The organism is Streptomyces sp. NPDC002994, assembly GCF_040611155.1.
In the GTDB taxonomy this organism is placed as follows: domain Bacteria; phylum Actinomycetota; class Actinomycetes; order Streptomycetales; family Streptomycetaceae; genus Streptomyces.
Genome location: NZ_JBEXNQ010000011.1, coordinates 191,332 through 216,791 on the forward strand (window position 1 = coordinate 191,332; position 25,460 = coordinate 216,791).

Annotated in this window: 26 protein-coding genes, 1 tRNA gene and 4 pseudogenes; 22 read left to right on the forward strand and 9 right to left on the reverse strand. The window is 68.8% G+C overall.

What is annotated here, in order from left to right:
• Positions 1-2 precede the first annotated feature (2 nt).
• Positions 3-596, reverse strand: a complete 594-nt coding sequence (locus ABZX79_RS17260; protein ID WP_355257525.1) for an NAD(P)H-dependent oxidoreductase — start codon at positions 594-596, stop codon at positions 3-5.
• A gap of 308 nt (positions 597-904) precedes the next feature.
• Here ABZX79_RS17260 and ABZX79_RS17265 point away from each other — a divergent pair, with 308 nt between their 5' ends.
• Entirely contained in the window at positions 905-1,948 is a 1,044-nt protein-coding gene (locus ABZX79_RS17265; RefSeq protein WP_355257528.1) for an aspartate-semialdehyde dehydrogenase, read from the forward strand.
• An 89-nt stretch (positions 1,949-2,037) separates the two neighbouring features.
• Here the strand turns inward: ABZX79_RS17265 and ABZX79_RS17270 are convergent, their stop codons facing one another.
• Positions 2,038-2,943: a LysR family transcriptional regulator gene (locus tag ABZX79_RS17270; protein ID WP_355257531.1), complete on the reverse strand. Its 906-nt coding sequence runs from the start codon at positions 2,941-2,943 to the stop codon at positions 2,038-2,040.
• Between the two features lie 16 nt (positions 2,944-2,959).
• Positions 2,960-3,145, reverse strand: a complete 186-nt coding sequence (locus ABZX79_RS17275; RefSeq protein ID WP_355257534.1) for a hypothetical protein — start codon at positions 3,143-3,145, stop codon at positions 2,960-2,962.
• Between the two features lie 253 nt (positions 3,146-3,398).
• Here ABZX79_RS17275 and ABZX79_RS17280 point away from each other — a divergent pair, with 253 nt between their 5' ends.
• Positions 3,399-4,406, forward strand: coding sequence for a helix-turn-helix transcriptional regulator (locus ABZX79_RS17280; protein WP_355257537.1), 1,008 nt, complete (start codon positions 3,399-3,401; stop codon positions 4,404-4,406).
• Between the two features lie 21 nt (positions 4,407-4,427).
• Here ABZX79_RS17280 and ABZX79_RS17285 read toward each other — a convergent pair whose 3' ends face one another.
• Complete coding sequence (locus ABZX79_RS17285) at positions 4,428-4,637, reverse strand: MbtH family NRPS accessory protein (RefSeq protein ID WP_355257540.1); 210 nt, start codon at positions 4,635-4,637, stop codon at positions 4,428-4,430.
• 783 nt (positions 4,638-5,420) lie between these two features.
• Between ABZX79_RS17285 and ABZX79_RS17290 the strand changes: the two genes are divergently transcribed.
• Positions 5,421-5,493: transfer RNA gene (locus tag ABZX79_RS17290), tRNA-Arg, on the forward strand.
• Between the two features lie 114 nt (positions 5,494-5,607).
• The gene (locus ABZX79_RS17295; RefSeq protein WP_355257543.1) at positions 5,608-5,940 is read left to right on the forward strand and encodes a hypothetical protein; all 333 of its coding nucleotides are present in this window, start codon (positions 5,608-5,610) and stop codon (positions 5,938-5,940) included.
• 149 nt (positions 5,941-6,089) lie between these two features.
• On the opposite strand, the gene ABZX79_RS17300 is transcribed toward ABZX79_RS17295, so the two are convergent.
• Complete coding sequence (locus tag ABZX79_RS17300; protein ID WP_355257546.1) at positions 6,090-6,803, reverse strand: TetR/AcrR family transcriptional regulator C-terminal domain-containing protein; 714 nt, start codon at positions 6,801-6,803, stop codon at positions 6,090-6,092.
• Positions 6,804-6,910: 107 nt separating this feature from the next.
• On the opposite strand from ABZX79_RS17300, the gene ABZX79_RS17305 reads away from it, so the two are divergent.
• The 6 genes from ABZX79_RS17305 (at position 6,911) to ABZX79_RS17330 (ending at position 14,366) form a co-directional block, all read left to right on the forward strand.
• Positions 6,911-8,740 (forward strand): glycosyltransferase, encoded by a 1,830-nt coding sequence (locus ABZX79_RS17305; protein WP_355257548.1) that lies wholly within the window; start codon positions 6,911-6,913, stop codon positions 8,738-8,740.
• A gap of 50 nt (positions 8,741-8,790) precedes the next feature.
• Positions 8,791-9,840, forward strand: a complete 1,050-nt coding sequence (gene galE, locus ABZX79_RS17310; RefSeq protein WP_355257551.1) for a UDP-glucose 4-epimerase GalE — start codon at positions 8,791-8,793, stop codon at positions 9,838-9,840.
• A 10-nt stretch (positions 9,841-9,850) separates the two neighbouring features.
• Entirely contained in the window at positions 9,851-11,170 is a 1,320-nt protein-coding gene (locus ABZX79_RS17315; RefSeq protein ID WP_355257554.1) for a UDP-glucose/GDP-mannose dehydrogenase family protein, read from the forward strand.
• Entirely contained in the window at positions 11,167-12,171 is a 1,005-nt protein-coding gene (locus ABZX79_RS17320; protein WP_355257557.1) for a UDP-glucuronic acid decarboxylase family protein, read from the forward strand. The genes ABZX79_RS17315 and ABZX79_RS17320 overlap by 4 nt, the downstream gene beginning before the upstream one ends.
• A gap of 5 nt (positions 12,172-12,176) precedes the next feature.
• Positions 12,177-13,820 (forward strand): right-handed parallel beta-helix repeat-containing protein, encoded by a 1,644-nt coding sequence (locus tag ABZX79_RS17325; RefSeq protein ID WP_355257560.1) that lies wholly within the window; start codon positions 12,177-12,179, stop codon positions 13,818-13,820.
• A gap of 150 nt (positions 13,821-13,970) precedes the next feature.
• Positions 13,971-14,366 carry a DUF2267 domain-containing protein gene (locus ABZX79_RS17330; RefSeq protein ID WP_355257563.1) on the forward strand — a complete coding sequence of 132 codons (396 nt, stop codon included), beginning with the start codon at positions 13,971-13,973 and terminating at the stop codon, positions 14,364-14,366.
• A 115-nt stretch (positions 14,367-14,481) separates the two neighbouring features.
• Here ABZX79_RS17330 and ABZX79_RS17335 read toward each other — a convergent pair.
• Positions 14,482-14,691 (reverse strand): annotated as a pseudogene (locus ABZX79_RS17335) (tyrosine-type recombinase/integrase); the annotation flags it as partial.
• 223 nt (positions 14,692-14,914) lie between these two features.
• Here ABZX79_RS17335 and ABZX79_RS17340 point away from each other — a divergent pair.
• The 9 genes and pseudogenes from ABZX79_RS17340 to ABZX79_RS17380 all read left to right on the forward strand — a co-directional run bounded on the left by ABZX79_RS17340 (position 14,915) and on the right by ABZX79_RS17380 (position 21,471).
• On the forward strand, positions 14,915-15,121 hold the full coding sequence (locus tag ABZX79_RS17340) for a hypothetical protein (RefSeq protein ID WP_355257566.1): 207 nt from the start codon (positions 14,915-14,917) through the stop codon (positions 15,119-15,121).
• 168 nt (positions 15,122-15,289) lie between these two features.
• Positions 15,290-15,604, forward strand: a pseudogene (locus ABZX79_RS17345) (transposase); the annotation flags it as partial.
• 56 nt (positions 15,605-15,660) lie between these two features.
• Complete coding sequence (locus tag ABZX79_RS17350) at positions 15,661-15,798, forward strand: hypothetical protein (RefSeq protein ID WP_355257569.1); 138 nt, start codon at positions 15,661-15,663, stop codon at positions 15,796-15,798.
• A gap of 12 nt (positions 15,799-15,810) precedes the next feature.
• Entirely contained in the window at positions 15,811-16,134 is a 324-nt protein-coding gene (locus ABZX79_RS17355) for a hypothetical protein (RefSeq protein WP_355257572.1), read from the forward strand.
• A gap of 993 nt (positions 16,135-17,127) precedes the next feature.
• Entirely contained in the window at positions 17,128-17,295 is a 168-nt protein-coding gene (locus ABZX79_RS17360) for a hypothetical protein (protein ID WP_355257575.1), read from the forward strand.
• A gap of 72 nt (positions 17,296-17,367) precedes the next feature.
• Positions 17,368-17,532 (forward strand): annotated as a pseudogene (locus ABZX79_RS17365) (IS5/IS1182 family transposase); the annotation flags it as partial.
• Positions 17,533-17,806: 274 nt separating this feature from the next.
• Positions 17,807-18,019, forward strand: a complete 213-nt coding sequence (locus tag ABZX79_RS17370) for a hypothetical protein (RefSeq protein WP_355257578.1) — start codon at positions 17,807-17,809, stop codon at positions 18,017-18,019.
• Between the two features lie 119 nt (positions 18,020-18,138).
• Complete coding sequence (locus ABZX79_RS17375) at positions 18,139-20,415, forward strand: VCBS repeat-containing protein (RefSeq protein ID WP_355257581.1); 2,277 nt, start codon at positions 18,139-18,141, stop codon at positions 20,413-20,415.
• Positions 20,416-20,979: 564 nt separating this feature from the next.
• On the forward strand, positions 20,980-21,471 hold the full coding sequence (locus ABZX79_RS17380; protein ID WP_355257584.1) for an HNH endonuclease: 492 nt from the start codon (positions 20,980-20,982) through the stop codon (positions 21,469-21,471).
• A 17-nt stretch (positions 21,472-21,488) separates the two neighbouring features.
• Here ABZX79_RS17380 and ABZX79_RS17385 read toward each other — a convergent pair whose 3' ends face one another.
• Both ABZX79_RS17385 and ABZX79_RS17390 read right to left on the reverse strand, forming a co-directional pair.
• The gene (locus ABZX79_RS17385) at positions 21,489-21,842 is read right to left on the reverse strand and encodes a deoxyxylulose-5-phosphate synthase (RefSeq protein ID WP_355257587.1); all 354 of its coding nucleotides are present in this window, start codon (positions 21,840-21,842) and stop codon (positions 21,489-21,491) included.
• Between the two features lie 170 nt (positions 21,843-22,012).
• Positions 22,013-22,376, reverse strand: a pseudogene (locus ABZX79_RS17390) (DUF5958 family protein).
• A 179-nt stretch (positions 22,377-22,555) separates the two neighbouring features.
• On the opposite strand from ABZX79_RS17390, the gene ABZX79_RS17395 reads away from it, so the two are divergent.
• The 3 genes from ABZX79_RS17395 to ABZX79_RS17405 all read left to right on the forward strand — a co-directional run bounded on the left by ABZX79_RS17395 (position 22,556) and on the right by ABZX79_RS17405 (position 24,498).
• A complete protein-coding gene (locus ABZX79_RS17395; RefSeq protein ID WP_355257590.1) occupies positions 22,556-23,332 on the forward strand; it encodes a calcium-binding protein in 777 nt (258 codons plus the stop codon).
• Between the two features lie 143 nt (positions 23,333-23,475).
• Positions 23,476-23,910, forward strand: a complete 435-nt coding sequence (locus ABZX79_RS17400; RefSeq protein ID WP_355257593.1) for a VOC family protein — start codon at positions 23,476-23,478, stop codon at positions 23,908-23,910.
• Between the two features lie 51 nt (positions 23,911-23,961).
• A complete protein-coding gene (locus ABZX79_RS17405) occupies positions 23,962-24,498 on the forward strand; it encodes a DinB family protein (RefSeq protein ID WP_355257596.1) in 537 nt (178 codons plus the stop codon).
• A 27-nt stretch (positions 24,499-24,525) separates the two neighbouring features.
• On the opposite strand, the gene ABZX79_RS17410 is transcribed toward ABZX79_RS17405, so the two are convergent.
• Positions 24,526-25,443 (reverse strand): adhesin, encoded by a 918-nt coding sequence (locus tag ABZX79_RS17410; RefSeq protein ID WP_355257599.1) that lies wholly within the window; start codon positions 25,441-25,443, stop codon positions 24,526-24,528.
• Positions 25,444-25,460: the final 17 nt, after the last annotated feature.

Here is a 25,460-nt window from a genome sequence, read left to right on the forward strand (position 1 = left end):
CCTCACCGTGCCGGGAGCGCCGTGGCCCGCAGGGCCCGGTGCGCCTCGGCGAACTCGACGACCTGGCCGGCCATCGCGGTCAACTGCCCCTGGATGTGCGGGTCGTCGCACTCCCCGCCCGCGGTGAAGCCCGCCGCCGCGCTGTTCATCGCGACCCCCAGCGGAGTGCTCCAGCCCCGGAGCGCGTGCACGACGTCCCGCAGGGCGCCCAGGGTGCTCACCGCGCCCTGCCAGCCCTGCCCCACGGCCAGGCAGCCGACGGCGCGTCCGGTCAGGTACGGCCTGCTGTCCTCCCGCAACTCCTCGGTGTAGTCCAGGGCGTTCTTCAGCAGGCCCGACACCGTCCCGTGGTACGCCGGACTGGCGAGGACCACGCCGTCGGCGACGACGAGCGCGGCCAGCAGGCGGTGGGCCTCGGGCGGCAGTGCCACGGCACGCGGATCGTAGAGCGGCATGACCAGTTCGGCGCCGCCGATCAGGGTGACGTCCGCCCCCAGCCGGGCCGCTTCGGCCAGCACCACCCGAAGCCCCTGCTCCGCGGTGGAGCCCGGCCGGGAGGACCCCCCGACTCCGACGACCTTGACGGCCTGCTGCATGAACCCACCCATTCGATTGGCGAACTCCCGGTCGCCCAGGACCGTTCGACCCCAACCCTTGGTCAAGCGAAACTTCGGGGTCAACGTCCTCCCGACGGGCAGATCCGATGGTCGGCTTCGGTGATTCCGATCGGCCGCTCGCCGGACGTCCGGCCGATCGGCGTCGCCGATGGGAGCCATCGACGATCCGCGTGTGCTTGTGATTGCTGGTCAGACCCGGTACGGCGATAATTTGCCCCCTGCTTTCGACGCCGGTCGACCGGCGACCGCTCCCCCACTCACCCGGCTCTACTCGATCGGCGATATCCATGCCCCTGGTCGACGACCCGCTCGCCCCGCGCATCGCCATCGTCGGCGCGACCGGCGCGGTGGGTGGCACCCTCCTCGAACTGATCGAGGACCGGGGACTGCGCTACCGGGAACTGCACCTCGTGGCCTCCGCCCGCTCGGCCGGCCTCGAAATCCGGGTCGGAGACCGGGACTACCGGGTTACGGACCTGACCGCCTTCCACTTCGGCGATGCCGATGTGGTCTTCTTCTCCGCCGGTCACGCCGTCAGCCGCGCCTGGGTGCCGGTCGCGGTGGCCCACGGCACCCTGGTGATCGACAACACCTTCGCCTTCCGGATGAACGCCGACATCCCGCTGGTGGTCCCGCAGGTCAACGCCGCGGAGCTGGACCGCCGCCCGGCGGCCGGCGTGATCGCCAACCCCAACTCCGTCACGATCCCGCTGGTCCGCGTCGTCCGGGACGTGGAGCGCCGCTGGGGGGTCCGCCAGATCGTCGTGAGTACGTACCAGGCCGCGTCCGGCAGCGGCCACTCCGGCATCGAGGAGCTCCAGGAGGCGTCCAGGCTCGCGCTGCAGGACCCGCAGGCGCAGATGCCGGCCAAGGAGTTCACCCCCGCGCTGGCGTTCAACGTCGTACCGCAGATCGGCCAGGTGCTGGCCAACGGCTTCACGCTCCAGGAGCAGAAGCTGCTCCAGGAGTCACGCAAGATCCTCGGCCTGCCCGACCTCGACGTGACGGCGACCTGTGTCCGGGTCCCGGTGGTCAATGGACATTCGGCGGCGGTGTGGATCGAGTGCCTGTCACCGGTGGACCGTACGGAACTGTGCGCGCTGCTGAGCGCGCAGGCCGACGTAACCGTCCATGACGACGGCATGCACGGGGACGTGCTGACGCCCGCCACGCTGGGCGACCCGAACCACATCCACGTGGGACGGATACGCGTCTCCCCCACCAACCCGAACAGCTTCCTGCTGTGGCTGGTCACCGACAACCTGCGGGTGGGCGCCGCACTCAACGCCCTCCAGATCATGGAGGAATTAGTAGCCAAGGGGCACGTGTAAGGGACGACCGGCCGCCCCAAACACCAAAAGGCCGCCACCGGCACGTCGACTCCACGAAGACGACGTACCGGTGACCTGGGCGGAGGGCGTCAGCCCACCAGTTGCAACTGATCCTGCGCCATGAACTGAACAGTACGGTCGATGAACACCCGCATCTCCCGGGTGAGCTGCCTGCCCCGGCGCCACGCGATCTGCGTGAACACCTCGAACGGCGGCTCCCAGTCCAGGACCGCCAGCGTCCCGGCGGCGACCGCGTCGGACACCGCCATCGTGGGCAGCACGCTGACCCCGAAACCGGCCGCGATCCCACGCTTGACCGACTCGATGTTCCCGAACTCCAGCAGTTGTACGGGCCGGGCGGCGCCGGCATTGAGCTCGGCCTCCAGCAGCCCCCGGTACGCGCACCCCGCCTCGGGCGCCAGGACGCGCGCCCCGCGCAGCTCGTCGGTCGTCACGTGGCGCACCGACGCGAGGGGATGACCGGGCGCGGCGACCGCGACCAGCGGCTCCCGCCCGAGCACCTCGGTCCGTACGCCTGGATGCTCCGTCTCCGCCTCCATCAGAAAACCCATGTCGAACTCGCCCTGCCGCAGCGCCTCGCACGTCTGGGCGCACTGGCTGGGCCTCAGCGCGAGCTGGAGCAGGGGATAACGGTGATGGAAGAACTCAAGCACCGGCGGCATGCGGTAGGACGTGAGGCTCTCCGTCGTACCGATGGTGAGCACACCCGAAGGCTCCGCCCAGCCGGTCGTCTTGTCCCGGGCCTCGTCGACCAGCGACAGGATCTGCTCGGCGTACGGTACGAGCCGCTCCCCGGCGGCGGTCAGGCGGATACGCCCCCTCAGCCTTTCGAAGAGCTCCACGCCCAATGCCACTTCCAGCCCCTTGACCTGGGCGGTGACGCTGGACTGCGCGTACTTCAGCTCGGACGCGGCCCGGGTGAAACTCAGCAGCGTCGCGACGCGGTGGAAGGTGGTCAGCTGTCTCAGGTCCACGCCGGCTCCCGGTCGTTCACTGCCAGCCCATGTCCGGCTGAGGCCCCTCGGCGGACGTCTTCCCGGCCCCCTCCGTGGCGGCCGACACGGTGGTGGCGGTGGCCGTGTCGCCGGGGGTGAGGGCAACGACGGCGGGTGCGAGGAGCGCCGCGGCGGCGAGCGCGGTGACAGCGGCAGCCTTGGCGATACGGGCACGGAACATGACCGGCGTCCTTTCGGGACGTAAATCCAAGAGGAAAACTTCGTCTGGCGAACCGGACCGTGGACCGATTCCTGGCGGATTCGTCCGCCTCGGAAGTAGCATCACCGCCGGTGAACCTTGGGGGAAGGAAAACGGCGGGCCACTTTGGGTCATGACCCAAAGTGTCCACCGTGTCACTGACGGGCCCTGGCGGGCCGCCCCTGCGCCGTACGCAAGACGATGGAGCGACACCGCCGGAACGGGGAACTGAGCGATGCTTGAATTACTGGGACTCGATACGCCGACCGAAGCCGTGTACCGGGCCATGCTGGAGCGGCCCCAGGACGACGTCACCGCACTCGCGCGACACCTGGACCTCGCCGAGGACGCCGTACGGGCCGCCTGGGACAAACTGTCCCAACTATCCCTGATCCAGCCTTCCACCGCCCCCACCCAGCCACCCCGGGCCGTCAACCCCGAGCTGGGCCTGGACTACCTGCTGGCCCGAAGACAGGCGGAGTTCGCCCTGCACCGGCAGCGCATGGCGGCAGCCCGGACGGCAGCCTCCCAACTGATCTCCGAGTACGCCGACCAGTACGCCGACCGCAGGCCGGCCGGGGGCCAGGGCAGCATGGAGCATCTGGCCGACGTGGCGCAGATCCGGGCGAGGCTGGCCGTACTCACCGACAACGTGCGGCGGGAGGTGATGACTTTCGCCCCGGGCGGTGCGCAGACGGAGGAGAACATGGCGTCCGCGCGTCCGCTCAACGAAAAGCTGCTCGGGCGCGGAGTGAAGATGCGGACGATCTACCTGGAGAGCGTCCGCAACTGCGCGGCCAGCGTGGCCCACGCCAACTGGCTCACCACGATGGGCGGCCACGTCCGTACGGCCGGGGAGCTCCCCCTCCGCATGACCCTCCTCGACCGCGAGACGGCCATCATCCCCCTCAACAACGAGGACAGCAGCGAAGGGGCGGTCGTCATCACGGGGAAGGGAACGCTCACCGCACTCTGCACCCTCTTCGAGAGCGCCTGGGAGGCTTCTCGCCCACTGGGCGAGAAGCCCCGCCGGGACGCCGACGAACTCGACCGGCAGGAGGCGGCAGCCCTGCGGCTGCTCGCCGAGGGCCACACGGACGAGGGCATAGCCAAGCGCCTCGGCGTCTCCCACCGCACCGCCCGCCGCATCGCGACGGCCCTGATGGACCGCCTGGGCGCCCGCAGCAGATTCGAGGCGGGCGTGAGAGCGGTCCAGCGAGGCTGGCTCCCCCACGACCTGTAAAAGCCCAAAAGCCCAGCCCCACTACACCGACTGACCAGCGACCCGGCGAACGCTCAGCGGCCGCTGGTCGGTCCAGACGACCTCCACATGCGCGAGGCACTCCTCCCGGGACCCACTGAAGCCCGCACCCCGCCACCCGTCCGGCAGGTCGCGCCCCTGCGGCCAAATCGAGTACTGCTCCTCATCGTTGATGACAACGGCGAAACGGCCCTCTTGGTCGTCCTGGACCACGACCCACCTCCACGGCTTTGCTCGGGGTTACACCGCCCACCCTGAGCCGCACGGCCGCCCGCCACAACACCGCACTAATGCAACCTCCCGAACCCCCACATCGACAGAACCGATGCCGAACGGCTCGACGACAGTGTGAAGGGGAGAGCCAGGCATGGTTTCCACGCCACACCCACATTCGCTCGCCGACCCTCGCACGGTCCGGCTTGTCATGTTCGCCCTAGAAAACGGCGACGAGGACCTGATCGGGCGATTGCGAAACGCGACGGCGACGGCGCGCTTCCTGTCCCCGAGCAAGCTCTTGCTCCGCATATCCCGGAACCCCGCGCGGCAAGAGGCGTACTTGGACGAGGAGTTCGCCCGCGTGGTGTCGTCCTGCATCCCCGGGAGTACCGAGCAGTCCCGTTCAGCACCATGGAGCGCATCGCGCACAAACATCACCTCGCCGTCACGGTGGCGTGGTCAACGGGACTCACCGAGGGGATCGCCCGGGGTGACCCTCGAAAGGACCAGCCGCGCCTGCGACGACTCACAGAGCGGTACTCGTTTCCGCAGGTCATCCGGCCATCCGTGAGGCCGCTGCCCCCCGATCCCCTATGGGGGCGCACCCGCGCAGCGAGATCCGCTAGGCTGTCAGCGGTCAGTGGGCTACCAGGTCGCCCGCTCGGGAAAGCGTCCGCGAGGACTCCACCCCAGCAGCGTCTGCACGCCACCTGACCAGGAGGTTTGCCACACCGGCCGACAATCCCACCCCGGGGTTTCAGCCGGATCGCCGCAAACCCCGCCTCCGTAGCTCAGGGGATAGAGCACCGCTCTCCTAAAGCGGGTGTCGCAGGTTCGAATCCTGCCGGGGGCACAGCAAAGCAGCAGGCCAGAGGCCCTTCTGCCCACAAGGGCGGGAGGGCCTTCGGCTTGCGGCACATATATGGCATACATGGGGTGCGCCCAGAGCGTGGGGAGCTGTCGCACAATGCCCGTGAAAGACGAACTGGCCCAGCGCCGGTACGAGAACCTGGTCGACCTCCTTGAGTCGCTGATGAGGGCTGCCCTCAAGCCCAAGTACAAGGGGTACTACGGGCATCTGATCCTGAGCGGCGATGACCTTACGGAGATGGGCGAGCTAAAAGACGTTCGGCGCGCGGCTCGCGAGGCGGGCCGCCATCTCGGCTGGAAGCCCACCACCACACTCGTCGGCGGTCGGCTCTTCGTCATCGACGAGCGGGAGGTGCCCGAGCAGATCGAGCAGCTGGCCGCGGATACGGCCGCCGCGGCCATGGACCGGGCCTGGCGCGAAGACCACTGAGCACGCGGCTGAAATGATCCTAGGCGGTCATCTGGAAGCGACACCGGCCGGGCTCCGCGTACCCGTTCCGATGTCAGCGATGCCGCCTGGAACGCTGGTTGCCCACCCACGCACCGAGACGGATCTCGCGCTGCTCCGTCGTAGGGGCCTCACCGCAGCAGGGCGCCCAGACCTGCGGCAAGCTCGGCGGGGCCGCCCCGGTCGGCGAGGGTTATGGCTGTCGCCCGCAGGCGGGGGAAGTCCCGTTCGGGGATGCGGTGCAGGCCGAGCCGGAAGGCCGGTTCAGGTTCGTCCGGTTGGTCGTCCATGGCCCGCAGCTCGGTCAGGAGGAAGCCGAGCAGCCACGCGGTGAAGGCTCGGTGGATCCGCACGGCGCTGGGGTTGTCGAGGCCGGCGTCGTGGAGCAGTGCCAGGACGCGCTCGTCGCTGCGCAGTACGGGTAGTGGCCTGCGGGCCAGTGGCGTGGAGAGCAGGCGCGTGGCCAGCAGCGGCACCACGTGGGGGTGGCGCAGGGCGACGCCGTGGGTCGTGAGGGCGACGTGGTGGAGTTCCGCGCGCCAGTCCTGGGCCGGGGACGGCGCGGTCCGTGGCCCGGCCGCCAGGTCCTGGTCCAGTTCTCGGTAGAACTCCTCGACCAGCCCGTCCAGCAGTGCGTCCTTGCTGGGAGCGTACCGGTACAGTGCCATCGCTTCGACGCCCAGTTCCGCGCCGAGCTTGCGCATGCTGAGGCCGGACAGGCCGTCGCGGTCCACCACGTCCAGGGCGGTGGCCAGCACACGTTCTCTGCTGAGTCGGCCGTAGCGCCCTCGGTCGCCGGCCCGCCGTCGCGGCCCATTGGGCTCGGCGTTCGCTTCCTTCACCATGACCGGCCTCCGCTTGACATCAGGAATCAAAAGTCGCAAAGTCGGACGTATACGACGTCAGCGTACATCGTCAGCGTACAGCGATGGTGACTTAGGAACGTCAGGCCATGACGCACAGTGAGCAGAAATCGGCAGATCTCATCCAGGTGGAGCACCACTTGGCGCGGATCTCGGACGGAAACGTCGTCCGCATCACTGACGCAGGCCCCGTCTTCGAGCACCCCTACCCGGTCCGCACGGTCCGCCAGGCGACGTTCGTGCCAGTGCTTCCGGTCCGGGACCGGGCCGCACTGTGGGCGATCGCCGGGGGCTGGGGGGCGTCCTTCCTCTGGTTCTGGTCGTGGTGGCTGCAACCGGAGCACCGGGCGGGCTGGGCCGGGCTGATCGTCAACAGCCTCCTCCTGCTGTACCTCACCGCCCTTCCCTGCTACTTCTTCGTCACAGCCCTCCGGCTGCGCCGGGTCGACCCGGCACTGCCCATCCCGCCGGTGGCGGTCGCCTTCGCTGTGACCCGCGCCCCTTCCGAACCGTGGCCCACCGTCCGCCACACCCTCGAAGCCATGCTGGCCCAGGACTACCCGTACGCCTACGACGTCTGGCTGTGCGACGAGGACCCCACCGAAGAGATCGAGCAATGGTGCAGGCAGCGCCGTGTCCAGGTCTCCTGCCGACGCGGAGTGATTCCGTACCACCGGGCGGGATGGCCTCGGCGCACGCGCTGCAAGGAAGGCAATCTCGCCTACTTCTACGACCACTGTGGCTACTGGCGCTACACCGTGGTAGCCCAGCTCGACTGCGACCACGTGCCCGCTCCCACGTATCTCGCCGAAATGGTCCGCCCCTTCGACGACCCCGCCATCGGCTACGTCGCCGCACCCAGCGTGTGCGACGCCACCGACGCAGCGTCCTGGGCGGCACGGGGCCGGCTGCACCGCGAGGCCATCTGGCACGGTGCCGTGCAGCTGGGCCACAGCGACGGTCTCGCCCCGATGTGCATCGGTTCCCACTACGCGGTACGCACCCGGGCCTTGCGGGACATCGGCGGCCTCGGGCCCGAACTCGCCGAGGACTTCTCCACCACCTATCTGCTCAGCTCCGCCGGCTGGCACGGCGCCTTCGCCATCGACGCCGAAGCACACGGGGACGGGCCGCTGACCTTCGCCGACATGGTCACGCAGGAGTACCAGTGGTCCCGGAGCCTGACCACCATGCTGCTGGGCCTCCTCCCGCGCCATCTGGGGCGGCTGCCCGCCTTGCTGCGGCTGCGCTTCGGTTATGCCCTGGCGTACTACCCGCTCCTCGGCCTGATGATTGTCGCCGGGCTGATCCTTCCGCCGGTGGCGGTGATCACCGGCCTGCCGTGGATGAATGTCAACTACTTCGACTTCCTGCTGCACTTCTGGTCGATGCCCCTGTGGCTGGTGCTGACGCTGTGGCTGCTGCGACGCAGGCAGCTGATGCGCCCGCGCACCGCCCCCGTCATGAGCTGGGAGACCTGGCTGTTCGCGCTCGCCCGCTGGCCCTTCGTCGTCTGGGGCCTGGTCGGCGCGCTCCACCAGAAGATGCGGCCCCGCCCGCTGACCTTCAAGGTCACGCCCAAGGACACTGGTGGGCCCCGGCCGCTGCTCGCCAGGCTGACCGTGCCGTTCGCCGCGCTCGCCGTGGGTCTGTCCGCGGTCGCCCTGTACGGGGAGCTGACCGGCCCGGCGGCCGGTTATGTCTTCCTGTGTGTCGTTGCCGCAACTGCCTACGCCACTGTGGCGCTCGCCGTGCCCGTACTCCACGTGCGGGAGGCAGCCAGGGCGTCAGGAACGCGCTTCGCGGCCGCGTTGGCGACCGCCCGCCTGCCCCTGACCCTCGGCCTGCTGTCGTGGGTGCCCGTCGCCACGGCGATCTTCTTCTATCCGGCCTACGCGGCCGCCGTCCTTGGCTGGTGAGTGCGGTGACCACGAACCGACAAGCACACGCGCACCCAGGAGTCGGACCCATGAGCTCACCGTCAACGATCCTCGTCACCGGCGGGGCGGGCTTCATCGGCTCTCACGCCTGCGTCGAACTCCTCGACCACGGCTACGAACTGATCGTGGTCGACAACTATGCGAACAGCACACCCCAGGTCTTCGCCCGCGTAGAACGGATCGCCGGCCGCTTCGTCGGCGCCGTGTACGAGCTGGACATCCGTGATCGGCGCGCCCTTTCGGCAGTCTTCGACCGCCACTCTGTGGACGCCGTTGTACACTTCGCCGCTCTGAAGGCCGTCGGCGAGTCGACACGGATGCCCGTCGAGTACTACGACACCAACGTAGGCGGGACGACCTCCCTGCTGCGGGCGATGCACGAACACGGAGTGCACCAGATGGTGTTCTCCTCGTCCTGCTCGGTGTACGGAGACGCCGGGCGGGGGCCGCTCAGCGAGGCGACCCCCGCCCGGCCCACCAATCCGTACGCGGCCTCCAAATGGGCGTGCGAGCAGATCCTCGCTGACGTGTGCCACCGGGTCCCGGAGTTCACCGTGCTGTCTTTGCGGTACTTCAACCCGGTCGGCGCCCATCCCAGCGGACTGCTCGGTGAGGATCCCAGCGGGACGCCGGACAACCTGATGCCTTATTTGTCGCAGGTCGCTATCGGCAGGCGCCACCACCTCCCTGTGTTCGGTGACGACTACGCGACGCCTGACGGAACCGCCATCCGCGATTACCTGCACGTCATGGACACCGTCGAGGCACACCGCGTGGCGCTCGACCACCTGGCCGACGGCCCCGGCATGCACACGTACAACCTGGGGCTCGGCAAGGGCCGGTCGGTCCTCGAAGTCGTCGCCGCCTTCAGTGCGGCGTGCGGCACGCCCGTCCCGTACAACATCGTGTCCCGCCGCCCCGGTGACGTGCCCGAACTCGTGGCGGACGCCTCGGCGGTGGCGCTCGCCTGGGGGTGGCGACCCACTCGGGGCCTGGCCGACATGTGCCGGGACGCATGGCGGTTCCAGCAGCTCAACCCCTCTGGCTATGCCGGTTCCGCCCGGCAGGCGAACCGTTAGGAGTGACGTCATGCGGATGACAGTCATCGGCACCGGGTACGTCGGAACGGTGCATGCCGCGTGCATGGCCGACATCGGCCACGAGGTTCTCGGCATCGACATCGACGCCGACCGGATCGCTTCCCTGGCAGCGGGCCGCGCGCCCATCCGCGAGGCCGGCCTGGACGAACTCCTCGCCCGTACCGTCGCATCGGGGCGGCTGCGCTTTTCCACCTCTCTCGCCGAGGGCGCCGCCTTCGCGCGGACGCACTTCGTGTGCGTAGGCACCCCACAGCGACCCGACAGCGAGGCTGCCGACCTGCGGTACATCGACGCCGTGACGGACGAGCTGGCACGGCACCTGAGGCCGGGCAGTCTGGTCGTGGGCAAGTCCACCGTGCCGGTCGGCACCGCGGTCAGGCTCGGGCGCCGGCTCGCGGCGTCCACCCGGGACACTGAGGTTGCCTGGAATCCCGAGTTCCTGCGGGAGGGCTCCGCGGTACAGGACACCATGCGACCCGAACGGATCGTGGTAGGCGTCTCATCGCGGCACGCGGAGGCGACGCTGCGGGCCGTGTACGAACCCCTGCTGCGGGCAGGCGCTGCATTCTTCAGCACCGACACGGCCACGGCGGAACTGGTCAAAGTGGCGGCGAACTCCTTCCTCGCGACCAAGATCTCCTTCATCAACGCGATGGCCGAGGTGTGCGACGCGGCGGGCGCCGATGTGACGGTCCTCGCCAGAGCCATCGGCGCGGACTCACGGATCGGCAACCGCTTCCTGGAGCCCGGGCTCGGCTTCGGCGGGAGCTGCTTCCCCAAGGACATCAGGGCCTTCGCGGCCCGCGCCGAGGAGCTCGGCGCCGGCGAGTCGGTGGCGTTCCTGCACGAGGTCGACCGCATCAACACCCACCAGCGGCAGCGCACCGTGACCCGGGCAAGGCAGCTGGCCGGCGGGTCGTTCACCGGCCGGCGGGTCGCTGTGCTTGGCGCTTCGTTCAAGCCGGGCAGTGACGACGTACGCGACTCGCCCGCCCTAGCGGTCGCCACAGCCGTGCGCCAGCAGGGAGCCGCCGTGCGCATACACGACCCACAGGCCCTGGACAACGCGCGCGCGGTCTTCCCCGACTTGGGGTACGCCCTGGACATCCCCAAGGCGTGCGAAGACGCCGACCTGGTCCTGCACCTCACGCCCTGGCCGGAGTACCGCGAAATCGACCCCGCCGCGCTCGCCACAGTGGTGCGCACACCGCTGCTCCTGGACGCCCGTAACAGCCTCGACGCACAACCCTGGCGCGCGGCCGGCTGGACCCTGCACGCGCTGGGCCGCCCCATGGGAGGTACGTCATGAAGGTCGTGATCACAGGCGGTGGCGGATTCCTCGGATCCCACCTGTGCGAGGCACTGCTCCGCAGAGGAGACACCGTGTGGTGCCTGGACAACTTCTGCACCGGCGAACCTCACAACGTCGCCCACCTGCGCGCCAACCCCCGATTCCGGCTCGTACACGGCGATGTGACAACAGCGTTCGACATCCCAGGACCGGTACACGCCGTAGCCCACCTCGCCAGCCCCGCATCGCCGCCCGACTACCACCGGCTGCCCTTGGAAACGCTCTCGGTCGGCAGCCGGGGCACAGAGAACGCCCTGCGACTGGCCCTGCGGCACGGCGCGCGCTTCGTCCTGGCCTCGACCAGCGAGGTGTACGGCGACCCCGAAACACACCCCCAGCCAGAGGACTACTGGGGCAACGTCAACCCGGTCGGCCCGCGCAGCGTCTACGACGAAGCCAAGCGCTACGCGGAAGCACTGTCCATGGCCTACCGGCGCAGCCTCGGCGTCGACGTGGGCGTCATACGGATCTTCAACACCTACGGACCACGGATGCGCCCGTACGACGGCCGCGTGGTGTCGACATTCATACGCCAGGCACTGGCAGGCGGGCCGCTGAGCGTCTACGGCAACGGCAGCCAGACCCGCAGCTTCTGCTACGTCGACGATCTCGTACGTGGCATCACCGCGATGATCGACCACCGCGATCTCAGCGGCCCCGTTAATCTTGGCAACCCGGCCGAGCACACCATCCTGGAGCTGGCAGAACTCGTCCTCCGCATCACAGGATCGCGGTCACGAATCGAGAACCTCCCGCTGCCCGTCGACGATCCCACCCGCCGACGGCCTGTGATCACCCGGGCCCGCGAACAACTCGGCTGGGAACCCCACGTGCCGGTCGAAGAGGGCCTGCGGCACACCGCAGCCTGGTTCACCGCCCGCTTCCGACCTCAACCCGAGCCCGAACCCCACCCATTGCGCGACCCGCACCCCGCACGCCCGCACCCTGTGGAGGCTTGAACATCATGAACCGGACAGCCGCGACGATTGCTCTCGGCGCCGCCATCCTCCTCCTTACCGGCAGCGGCTGCTCCGCCACGCCCCACTACGCACCGCCGTCCACCACGTACTACATCAGCCCCGACGGCGACGACCGGAGTGCCGGCACGTCGCCAGGCGAGGCATGGCGCTCCCTCGCACGCGCAGAACGCACAGCGCTCGAGGCCGGCGACAAGCTGCTGCTGAAGGGCGGGGCCCTGTTCGCCGGCTCCCTCACCGTGGGCGAAGGAGAAGCGGGCAACGCGGAGCGGCCTGTAGTCATCGGGTCGTACGGCGGGGGCCGGGCGACGGTCGCGGCGACGGACAGCCCCGGTGTCTCCATCTACAACACGGCAGGCGTCGAGATCCACGATCTCAAGGTGACCGGGAAGGGCAGCTCCTTTGTCCGTGACGGCGGCATCAACCTCTTCAGCGACCTGCCGGGCAGCAAGAAACTCGACCATGTCGCTGTCTCCGAGGTCGACATCTCCGGATTCCGGGCGGGCATCGCGGTCGGCGGCGCGGACGGGAGCACCGGATTCAAGAACGTGCGGGTCAGCCAGGCCAAGTTGCACGACAACAAGGACGTAGGACTGCTGACCTACGGCCCCGACTTCAACGCCGACCGCCCGTCCTACGCACACCAGAACATCCGCATCGAGAGGGTCGAGGCCCACCACAACAGCGGAGACCCCAAGACGACGGAGACCCACTCCGGCAACGGCATCGTCCTCGGCGGCGTGCGCGACGCAACGGTCCGTGACTCCAGCGCGCACGACAACGGAACCCGGGCCTCGGCCGAGTCACCCGCCGGTCCCGTGGGCATCTGGGCCTACGACGCCACCGAAGTCCTGCTGGAGCACAACACGTCCTTCCGCAACCGCACAGGCACCGCCGTTGACGGCGCGGGCTTCGGCCTCGACTCGAACGTCTCGTCCTCGACGATCCAGTACAACCTGGCGTTCCAGAACGACGGGCCGGGCTACTACGTGTACGCGAACAAGAAGAACGGGGCACACCGGGACAACACCATCCGCTACAACATCGCGACCGACAACGGGCGCAAACTGCCCGTCAACGGCGCACTGGCCATCCACGGCGAAGACATCCGGGATCTGGACATCTACCAGAACACCCTCGTCATGTCCGACTCCCCGAACGGTCCGGGCCCCGCCATACGACTGCGGGAAGGGCAAACGGGCGTCACCGTACGCAACAACATCCTCGTAACCGACGGAGCCCCGTTGATCACCGCCGAGAAAGGGCTCGAACCCCGCAACGTTGTCCTTCAGGGCAACAATTACTCCACGGCCGCAGGCTCCTGGAGCATCGACTGGGCAGCCCGCACATACCCGGACCTGGACGCCTGGCGTACGGCAACCGGTCAGGAGCGCGCCGACGGACGGCCCTCCGGTCTGAGCGTCGGACCCTGCTTCGCGGGCGGTGAGCTGCCGGGCATCCGGTCCGCCGAAGACGCGTCGATGATCGTCCCCGACTGCACAGCCCTCGCGGGCAAGGGGCTGGACCTTCGAGCACTCTTCGGCACGGACCCCGGCACCGTCGACTACTTCGGCCGGACCACGGGCACGCCGCCGCCGGTCGGAGCCGCCGTCCCCTCGGTGACGGACTGAACAGCCGGGCACGGCCTCCCGACGATGCACCGCACCCCGGCAGTGCCTACGCTCGGAAGGGAGGCGTATGCCTGTGCCCCGGACACGTGGACGGATGGCCGGTTACGTCTTCCTCCTCCCCACGTTGTCAACCGACAGGGGGAGCCGGACATGAGCTATGACGCCTTCCTGGCGCTGGTTCGTGACCGTGGTGGCTATGCCAGCCGGCAAGAGGCCGAGCAGGTCCTCGTGGCGGCACTGGACGTGCTCGCTTCCAGGCTCAGCCCCGGCGCGGCTCAGGCCCTGGCCGACGGACTGCCCGCCGTAGTGACCGAAGCCCTGGAGCGTCGCTCAGAGCAGGAGGGGGAGGCGGAGCCGTTCGGGGCGGAGGAGTTCTGCCGCCGGATGGCTGAACGGACGGGAGCGAGTCCCAAGGCTGCTCGCTGGGACGCCCAGGCTGCGCTGGCCTTCCTCGCCGACGACCTTCCTCCCGAGCGGATCGCACGGATCCTGAACGAACTTCCCTGTGACTACCGCGCCCTGCTCGGCGACCCGTGGCTGAGCTGACCAGACACCAAGGGGTGTCGCAGGTTCGAATCCTGCCGGGGGCACCAGCGAAAAGACCCCCAGCCGATCATGGCTGGGGGTCTTTGACATCTACGGATGACATCAACGGACACGGTCACTGAGGGGCGGGACGCCTCTTGAGCAGCCGGTCCATGTGGCTGATGGCCTCGCGCTGGGTGTCCTGGACGACGTGCGTGTACACATCCATGGTGATGCTGATCTGGCTGTGCCCGAGGATCTCCATCACGACACGGGGAGCCACCCCGGCCGCGGTGAGCAACGTCGCACAGCCGTGCCGGGCATCGTGCAGCCGGAGGCCGGCGGAATGGTGCGAGCGTTGTGGAGTCCCATCCCGACCACCTTCGACCCAGGCAGAGCCGAGCAGTCGCGGCCCAGGGCGTCAAGGTCGTTCGTACAGTGGCGCGCTCCACCTTGACGCCCTGAACCACGCCCGCTCCACGGTGTGTGGGTCGAAGGCGGACGGGATGGGAGCTGGGGTGGGTAGTGGGTTGAGGTGAGAGTGCGAAGTCCCGCTGTAGCGTGACCACATGGATGAACCCCGGATCAAGGTGTACGGCTCAGCCACCGAAATCACTGTCGCGGGCAACGCCGCCGGGCTGCGGGACCTGGCCGAGCGACTCGTCTGTCTCGCCGAACCCGAACTCCGGGACGGCTACCACGAGCATCTTGAGAGCGGCATCAACCTCGAAGACGGCTCGATCAGCCTGATCCTGGAACGCGATGACAAGCTGTAGGACTCACTCCCGCCCGGCGTAATGCTGCGTGCCCCTCCCGTGCCCGATCGAGCGGGGAATCTTGGGCAAGACCGGGTGACTACGGTGTATTCAAACGTGAGCGGCCCCCGACCGATTTACCTGGTCAGGGGCCGTTCACCTGCGGTGGGTGTGGGATTTGAACCCACGGTGGTAGTCACCGAGGGCGGCTCGACGCGAGGCGGCTCCCTGGTCGACGAGATCGTCCGGAAGGGCGCCAGGCGGATGATGGCCGCCGCGCCGGAGGCCGAAGTTGATGACTACATAGTCGAGTTGGCCGACGAGAAGGACGAGCGCGGGCGGCGGCTCGTGGTCCGCAACGGACACCACCGACCCCGGAAGGTGACCACCGCGGCCGGGACGGTCGAGGTGAAGGCTCCACGCGTTAACGACAAGCGCATCGACGCGGCGACGGGCGAGCGCAAGCGGTTCTCCTCGGCGATCCTGCCGCCCTGGGCAAGGAAATCCTGCTGCGGACGAAGGTCACCAAGGGCGCCGGCTCCCGCGCGGCCGCCCTGGCGATGGTGTTCAAACTCGTCGAGTCCGCCCAAGCACGGTGGCAGGCCGTCAACACACCCCACCTCGTCACCCTGGTGAGGGCCGGAGCCCGCTTCGAACGCGGCGAGCTCCTCGAACGCCCCGAGACGCTCGCGGCATAAGGTCAGGCCACCATGACCGACTACGACACCTACAGCACCAGCACACACACCGCGAGTGAACTGGTCCGCCTCGTCACCGGCCACCTCGATGTGGTCTTCACTGAGCGCGAAAGTGACTACCGGGGCGTCTACCACCTCGCCCAGGGCAATTACGGATACATCGAGATCCAGCCGAACGCGATCCCCGGCGATGACGGCCAGGACGACCTCTACACCCCGGAACACCCGGCGGCCCGGGTCCTCTTGCTCACCAACACCCCGGCCCCAGAGCCCACCCTGCACACCCGCCTGGGCGCCATCCAAGGCCTCGTGCATCTGGGCCGTGAATCATGGTGAGCCGCTGCTGACCCACAACTCTTGACAATTACTCCCGCAGCGCAACGGCAGCCCTTAAGGCCGTTCAAGCGTGTCCTGCCGTGATCACCAAAGCAAGGGGCCTGTTACAGCAACGCCTCTGTGGCTGGGGCGGTCAGCTCCACGGCTTTGCGGTAGCCGCTTTGGGGCGAGCCTGTGTGGCGTAACAGGGATGCGTGACGACCTCATGAAAATGCGGTCAGACCGCAAGCGTTCCGCCGTCGGGGGGCGCCGCCTCCAACGGTGGCTGGCATCCCTTCGCCTGGCTCAACCATCGGGACTCCACCGACCTATGCCTGTTCCTCGCGGTCTTCGTCGGCCGGGCGTGGCTCGAGCATGTTCGGAGCTCCTCCATTGAGCCAAGAGCGCCACCTTCGCCGAGCTAGCACAACCTTGATCGGGTGGCCGATTACGATCACGACCCCGAGCCCCAATAGCCAGCCGCCTCGGGCGATCTCCTTGGCGGGCCAATCATTCCAGGTTGCTGAAATGAGGAAAGAAGCGGCCAGGAACGTAATGCCAGCAGCGCAGAGCATGAGCCCTGCGCTCAAGAAGTAAGCACTGAATCGCGCCCCCTTCCAGCCTTGTGAGACCTTCGCTTGGATCCGTGGTCCACCCAAGGTTCGCGGCCGCCCCCGCTGTTGCCGGTATCGTTTCATCACCTCGGCTTCGATGCCGACAATGTGACCTCTGCGTCGACGCTGCCCCATCTCAGCCCCCTAGTGATACGCAACGTCCAATGCTAAGGCTTGTCCCGTATAAGGGCGTGAGCTGGGGGTTTGCCCGGTACGGTCGGCGGGTGGAGTCGAAGAGGGTGAGCAAGTAGTCGCCTCGTGGCACCTGTACGGCTCAGAGGCTCCGTCCGGCCCGCTGGACGTGTGACTGATCGACAGCGAGGCGGTCGTCACGCACATCACGACCGGTTCGGACCGGTGCCTGATCGTGGAGATGGCGGCCCCCTTCGCGGGATGCGACGTGGCGGATTCAGGCCGCGTAGAGGTGGCGCCAATCAGCGGCGAGACCCCGCTCGCGGATCACCTCGGCGAGACGGTACTGGCAGTCAGCGAAGAGGGTGCCCCGAACAGCGGGCGGATCGCACTGGAGATCACCTTCGACTCCGGCCGTGTCCGGTGGGAGACCTGATCCGGAGATCTCCGCTTGTCCAGCAAGTGATCAGCACACCTACCACGGCGGGAACCGTGTGAGGCTCCCGTCGTGGCTAATGTGATCACGGCGTCGCAGCCGCCCTGGACAGCCCCGTTCACCGGGTTGAGCCCCCACTGTTTCGGCATGTTGGTGACACAGCTGCGGCACGAAGGAGCTGACGCGGTCCGCAGAGGCCGGCCGTGGAGCTTGCCGCTGGAGGACCGGGTGGTCATCACGGCCCACCGCGCAGCAGTGCAGCGGTTGAAGCAGGCCCGAAGGGACCTCCTCACCGCCCTGCACGCGTGGAGCGACGACGGAGGACCATTCGGCCACACAGACACTCCTAACGCGGGGCGGTAGCAGCCGCAGGCAGGCAGGCAGGCACCGCGCCGACGCTCCAGGGCGAGGACGATCCCAAGATACGGAGCACCCTGGCAGAAGGCTGCTCCTGAGGCGCCCTCCGCTGCACCTGGGCAAGGGCGACAGCACCTTCGCGTCCCGTATCCGGGTGGGCGGCGGCTGGAACACGTACACCCACCTCGTCGGCGTCGGCGACGCCAACCGCGACGGGCGCCCCGACCTGTACGCAGTCAACGCTGCCAACCCCCACGGCGCGTACCTCTCCAAGGGCACGGGCGACTGGCGCGTACCCTTCCGCTCGCGTGAGCAGGTCGGTGTGTACTTCGACGGCACCAAGCGCCGGTACGACCACTTCGCCTGAGCGACACCTCCGTCGGCCTGACGACATCGCCACTTCCAGCACAACCTTCTGACGTGATCAAGAGTCTGACCGGGCGCGCAGCCCCTGGTGCGCGCCCGGTCGCTTGAGAGGAACCCGCTTTGATCCATGTTCGTCCCGCCCGACGTCAGCTCGTCGCGGCCGTCACCACCGTTCTGGCCGTGACCGTCGGTGCGAGCCTCGCGACGGCGCCCGCGATCGCCGCGACGCCCACCGCTGCCGTCGCCGCGGACGCCGGACCCGCCGACGCGCAGGCGACCGTCGACGGCGTCATCTCCATCCCCCGCACCGACCAGATCCTCAGTGTCGGCCCGACCGGGTTTCTGTCGGTGGAGCGCCGATGGGACCACACGTACTACCGCTGGACCAGCACCGTCGACGGCACCACCACGGGCCTCGAGGAGTGGAACAGCGGGTACCGCGGCGGCGGTTCCGACACCGTCGTCGCCAAGGAGGACGGCACGACCCGGTACCTGCTCCATGACATGTCGTCGCCGGGCAGCGACCCCGCGGTCGTCAACCAGACCGACACCCGGCTCTCCTGGACGGGCGTGGTCGGCAGGACTCTCGTCTTCTCGTCCTGGGACAGCCAGAGCAAGGTGGGCCAGCTCCGTCTGATCAGCGAGGGGAACCAGGCGGGCAGCGACCGGCAGGTGACCGGCCTCACGCCGAACGCGAGGGTCCAGAGCGTCGAGGCCCTGTCGGACAGCTCGGCGCTCGTCCGGTACGTCGCGGCGGATGCCGACACCAACCGCTCCTACCTCGCCGTCGTGGACGTCGCCACCGCCTCCGTCGTCGAGAAGCGCGAGGTGGGCGTGTCCGCGTACGACACCGACACGGCCCTCTCCGGGGACCGCTGGGTCTGGGTCGACGCCCCGACGACCGCGCACGCCAAGCTCATGTACGCCGCCCGCGACGGTTCGGGGAGCACGCCGGCCGTGGAAGCGGCCGACCTGGGCAACTCCGTCCGCCCGCACATCGGCGTCCTGGGCGACTGGGTCACGTACGCGGCTCCGGGCGGCGCCGCCGCGACCGAAGCGTCTCCGCGCTTCGCGCTCAGTGCCGTCAACCTCGTCGACAAATCCACGGTCAAGCTCCTCGACCACGCCTCGTCCACCGTCCCCACCGCCGACGGCGCGCTCCTGGTGCGCGGCGGTACGGTCGCCCACGGCGAGGGGGTCTACAGGGTCGTACTCGGGGCGGACGGCAAGCCCACCGCCACGCTCATCGCGAGCACCGGCGAGCCGACCGTGCTCACGCTGCACACCGCGGCCACTCCCCCGGTCGTCGACCTCGACAAGAACAACGGTCAGGCCCTGCTCCGCTGGGTGCTCTCCCGGACCAACGCCAAGGGCTCCGTGACGGTGCGTCATGTCCGCACGGGCCGCAGCGTGCGGTACGACTTCGCGCAGGCGGGCACCTTCGAGGGCAAGGGAGCCGTCGACTTCCGCTGGGACGGGATGCTCCCCAACGCCGGAGGCATGAAGGAGTTCGCGCCCAGCGGCGACTACGCCTGGGACTTCACCGCCTCCCCGCTCAACGGCATCGGTCCGGACGTCGCGCAGACCGGCACCTTCAAGGTCACCCGCACGACCGGCCTGCACGACTACACGAACAACAGCACACCGGACCTGCTCTCCCGTGACGCCGCGGGCGTGCTGTGGCGCGACGACTCGGCCAAGGTGTCATCCGCGCCGCAGCCGTACTCGACGGGTCGGGTGAAGGTCGGCAGCGGCTGGCAGATCTACAACCAGCTGGAGGCCGTCGGGAACATCGCCGGCAGCCCGGCCGGCGACCTTGTCGCCCGTGACAAGGCCGGCGTGCTCTGGCTCTACCAAGGCAACGGAAACGGCAACTTCGCCAGCCGTACGAAGATCGGCGGCGGCTGGCAGATCTACAACAACATAACCGGCGGCAGCGACTTCAACGGCGACGGGAAGTCCGACCTCCTCGCCACCGATGCCGCCGGCGACGTGTGGTTCTACAAGGGCACGGGCAGCACGAGCGCGCCGTTCGCACCCCGCAAGAAGATCGGCTGGGGCTGGGGGATCTACAACCAGCTCACCGCCACCGGCAACATCACCGGCACCTCCGCCGGAGACCTCGTCGCCCGCGACAAGGCCGGTGTCCTGTGGCTGTACGAGGGCAAGGGCGACGGCACCTACGCCCCGCGCACGAGGATCGGCGGGGGCTGGGGCGCCTTCTCCCACCTCGTCGGCATCGGCGACGCCGACCGCGACGGGCGGGCCGATCTCTACGCGGTCGGAACCTCGGGCGCCAAGTTCTACGCGGGCACCGGCGACAAGGCGGTCCCGTTCAAGCCCGCTGCCCCGGGCAACCTGCTCTCGGACTCGGCACCCGTCAACTCGGTTTTCTGACGACGTCGGCCTCCATCCGGTGACCCTGTTCTGACGGGACGTCGGCACGGTCGCCCGGACGGTCCTTTCGACGCGGTGGTCCTTGGCGCCCAGGCGCCGGTGAGGGCGGATACGAGCAGCAGCCCGCATCCGCCCTCTCCAGGTTCCGTGAGGGACGGGCATCGGCTCCCGGTCGCCCCGCGTGTCCGAGACCCCCGTCGGGACGAGGCCGTCCTCGCCCCGCTCTATCCGCACCTCGAAGCCCGACCCGGGCACGCGCCCGTGGGGGAGTGTCTGGGGGAGCATGAGTGCTTGATGTACTAAGGGCCTGTAGATACCGCTCGGCTCGCCTATCGGCCGAGTGCGAGGTTGTGCAGGCGGGCGTTTCCGCTCATCGCGTGATGGACGCCGTCGCCTGGGTTTCGTCGCGATCGCGGATGACGCGTACACGACTCGCTCAGCCCATGAGCCGGGCCCCTCGCCGAGGTCCAGCACGTTGCTCATCAGCACCTGCCTTGGACCGCCCGCATGCACTGCCGCGCATACGCACCTTTTCTGCGTGGCCGCGATGGGGATAAGGCGGATGTGACCAACGAAGACCTACCCGTATCGCGGCGTAGCGAAGCCAAGCGGGCCCAGGACCGGCGTCGCCGCCGGCGCATGCGGAACAACGGAGCCATCGAACGCTTCACAGTGGAAGAGATCGGTGAACGGGACGGCTGGATCTGCGGCCTGTGCCGAGACCCAGTTGGCCGGGCCTATCAGCACCCGGATCCCCGGGCGCAGAGCGTCGACCACATCCGCACCATCGCGGACGGCGGCTCCGACACCCGCGACAATGTGCGTCTCACCCACTGGGGCTGCAACCACGCACGCAACAACAGCACCCCTCTGAGTACCGTCGAGGACGCTGAATCGCAGCGCGCTGTCCTCCAGCGGATACCCGCACTGCGGGCCTATGCAGAGAGCCTCACGCCGGAGGTCATGATCCGCCGTTCTCAGGCCTTCCACTCACCGGACAGGTATCGCGCCAAGTTGGCGTATCGGGTGGAGCGCTACGAGCGCGAAGGGCGCTGATCACGTACGCATCGCAGCTACCGCCGAACCGCGAGCAGTTCGCGGCGTACCAGCACTTTGGCGATCGGCTCGCCGGTGGCTTCTGCGTGTGCCAGCCGCTCCTTCACTTCTCGCAGCGTGCGCGGCCGGTAGCCGGGGCCACCGCAGCAGCTCTTGTGGAAGCGGATGCCGGCGTTCAAGAGCAGGGAGAGGACCCGCCATCCCTCGCTGTCCCGCCTCGGAGGCGGGGCAAAGGCAGAGCCCACATGGATCAGTGGATCGGCGCAGCGAGGACAGCGACGCTCGTGATCGTTGTATCGCGTCGGGTACTCCTGCTTGTACGCAGCCCGGCAGGGCAGGCAGACGTAAGAAGTTCTCGCGTGGCCGAACATGCGGTCAGCCTAGATGCGACGCCGGCCAGGCAAGGCCCACCACGCAGTCTCTAATCGAGCCGATACGTGGCTTCCTGCTCCTGCCGATCAGCAGGCAGGAGCACGTCCCCGTGACCTGCACAGCTTGCCCGGGCACATCGCACGCGACAACAAGCACGCCGCATACCGGCTCAAATACGGTGCTGAGCTGACAGATTGTGCCACTCGTGACTGCGCCCGCCGACACAGTGCAGCGCCCGCCTGCGGGCATCGGCGATGCTGAAGAGGGCGACGAGCAAACGAAATGACTTCATGAGTTCGCCACCGCGTGAGCATCACGACCGGCGTGTGAGTGGGCCGAATCCCAGAGCGCGCAATGCTCTCCGGCACATCTTCTTCCCTCGCGCGGGCCTGCCCGCAGAACAGCACCAGCGCTTGGACTGCCTCGCGTCGGCCGTCCTCCGAAAGGCCTTCGAACCACTCGATGCCCTCAGTCATCGGTCTGATTCCTTGCGCGATTTCGTTGAGGATCACCTCGTGTGCACGCACCGCCACACCCCTCCCCCCACCTGGTGAGGCAGGCCGTCATCATCCCCGATGCCCGAATCGCCGGCCGAGCAGTCGCTGCCTCCGCCCGGCGTTGTGGAGGGGGAGTCGGGTGTTTACAGTTGGGCGCTCATTCGCCCGCCGTGTCGTGCATCCGGCGGGTGCGTCTTCACACTCCGGGGAGATTCATGCGCAAGCGCGCAATCTTCGCTGTACTCACCGCTGCCGCCGCACTGGGCGCGTTCACCGTCCCTGCGGCGTACGCGGACGAGACCGTCGGCGACATCCAGATCACCGGCGTCGCCGTCAACGGCGGTAAGAACATAGTCGTCGGCACCGCCGACACGACCGTCACCGTGTCGGTGACCGCTACCGACCCGTCGGGCATCTGGGACGCCGATTTCCACCTGTGGCGCGGCACCGATCCCAACAACCCCGACAGCTACATCACGCCCGACCAGGACACCACCCCGGCGGACTGTGTCGCCGCCAACGCGACCACCTCCACCTGCTCCAAGACGTTCACCTTCGAACCGGACTGGTGGCTCACCAACGCCGACGCCGGGACGTGGAAGGTCGGCGTCGACGTGTGGGCCGAGGACGACAGCCGGACCCACCGCGACGCCTATACGACCACCCGCCTCCAGCGGCTCTCCAAGATGACCGCCAACGCGGGGCCGGAGCCGGTGGCCAGTGGGAAGACTCTTACCGTGACCGGCAAGCTCACGCGGGCCAACTGGGACACCGGTGCGTACGCGGGTTACACCGCCCAGCCGGTCAAGCTGCAGTTCCGCAAGGCGGGCACCAGCACGTACACGACCGTCAAGACGGTGAACACCTCCAGCACCGGTGACCTCACCACCACCGTCACCGCGTCAGCGGACGGCTACTGGCGCTGGAGCTTCGCCGGGACCACGACCACCCCGGCCGTCTCGGCCGCCGGTGACTACGTCGACGTTCAGTAAAGAGCGGGACGTACCCCCACGGCCGTAGCCCTCCTCGCGTGACTGCGAGGAGGGCTACGGGCAGCGTGGCATTGACTTCAACCGAGTACACACCGAGTGCGTCGCGGAGTGTGTCGCCTCTCCTCGCGGGATAGCTTCGAGCCATGGAACAGCGCATCAGCCTGATCACCCTCGGTGTCGCCGACGTGAAGCGTGCCCGGGCGTTCTACGAGCGTCTGGGCTGGCACGGGCAGGAGGTCGAGCAGACCGTCTTCTTTCAGGCGGGGGGTCTCGCCGTGGTCCTCTGGGGGCGTGACCAGCTCGCCCTCGACTGCGGGATCGAGGACTCCCGTACGGGCGGCTTCGGCGGAATCGCCCTCGCGCACAATGTGCGGAGCCCCGCCGAGGTCGACGAACTCATCGCCACGGCGGAGCGGGCGGGAGCGACCGTCACCAAGCCCGCCGCCACGACCTTCTACGGCGGGTACGCGGGCGTCTTCACCGACCCCGACGGCCACCCCTGGGAGATCGCGCACAATCCGGGATTCCGTCTCGCCGAGGACGGTTCACTCGCGCTTCCCGACTTCGGAAACCTTTAGCGCCGGTCGTCCGACCGGCGGCTGTCAGTGGTGGGTGGCAGTCTGGCGTGCATGAGCGACTCAACTGACACCACACCTGACGGGCGCCCCGTCCCGCCCATGAACGCCGACGAGCGGACCACGCTCGACGGCTGGCTCGACTTCCACCGCGCCACGCTCGCCCTCAAGTGCGAGGGCCTGGACGACCGGCGGATACGGCAGGCGTCTGTCGCGCCTTCGTCGCTGACGCTGCTCGGGCTCGTCCAGCACATGGCCGAGGTGGAACGGAACTGGTTCCAGCGGGTGTTCGGTGGTCTCGACGTCCCCGAGGTGTACGGGGAAGGTGACGGCAGGCGTGCTGACGGGACCGACGGAGGCTTCGGGCTGGTCGAGGGGCGGGGCATCGACGAGGCGCTGCGGGTCTGGCGGGACGAGATCGCGCGCGGCCGCGAGATATGCGCGGGGCGGGCGCTGACGGACACGGTGCTGTTCCGCGGGCAGGAGATGAGTCTCCGCTGGATCTACGTGCACATGATCGAGGAGTACGCCCGTCACAACGGGCACGCGGATCTCGTGCGGGAGCGCGTTGACGGGACTTCCGGAGTGTGAGGGGGCGGTGTGGGTCGGCATTGCCGGCTATGACGCGCTGCAGGTGATCTTCATCTGGGCCGCCGCGTGGTGCGCGCCGACCAGGTCCTCGTCGCCCCAGTCGCGGCCCCGGTCGATGAGTTGGACCGCGAAACGGTCGCCCTTCACCTCGTAGCTGCCCACGGGTACGAGGCTGCCCCGGTGGGCGGTCTGGCGGACCGCGAAGGCGGCGTACGACGAGTCCTCGTCCTCGGGGTCGGCCAGCAGGCGGTAGAAGGTGGGGTTGCCGGCCACGTCCAGGTCGCGGTGGCTCTTCGGTACGTACACCGCCAGCGCGCACTCGTCGAAGCCGTCGCCGACCTGCCAGGACCAGGTCGCCGTGTTGCCACGGTCCTGGTCCGGCGCGCCCGACATGGGGACGGCGGTGAAGCGGCCGTCGCAGGAACCGCCCGCGTAGCCGCCGGACTCGACCGTGTACCAGCCCGCGTCGCCGTTCTCGAAGCGGCCGGACTCCTCGTAGTGGCCGGAGCCAGCGGAACAGCCGGGGCCCGCCCATGCCGTGGAGGAGGGGTGGCGGGCGGGCGGGGGCTTCTCGGGTGCCTTCGGCTGCTTCGCCGGGGGACGGGACGTGGCGGCGGGGCCGCTCGGGTCCCTGCTCGGGATCGCGCTGTCCGAAGGCGTGGCCGGGGCGTCGGGCGGGGCGTCGGGCGGGCCCGTCGGACCGATCCGGGTCGGTACTCCGCGGGACAGGTCGTCCGCATTGCCCGCCGGGCCACCCGCGCCCGCGCCCGCGCCACCACTGCCACCGCCGCTGTCGCCGTCCGCGTCGGCCAGCAGCATGGCCGACGTGACGAGCACCGCCAGTACGACGACAACCGCCGTCGCCAGCAGCGCTCTTCGCGGGCGTGAGAACGTGGAGAGACGGCCCGCGACAGTCTCGCGGGCGATCCAGGCCCCGCTCGCCATTCGGCCGTCGCCCGCGC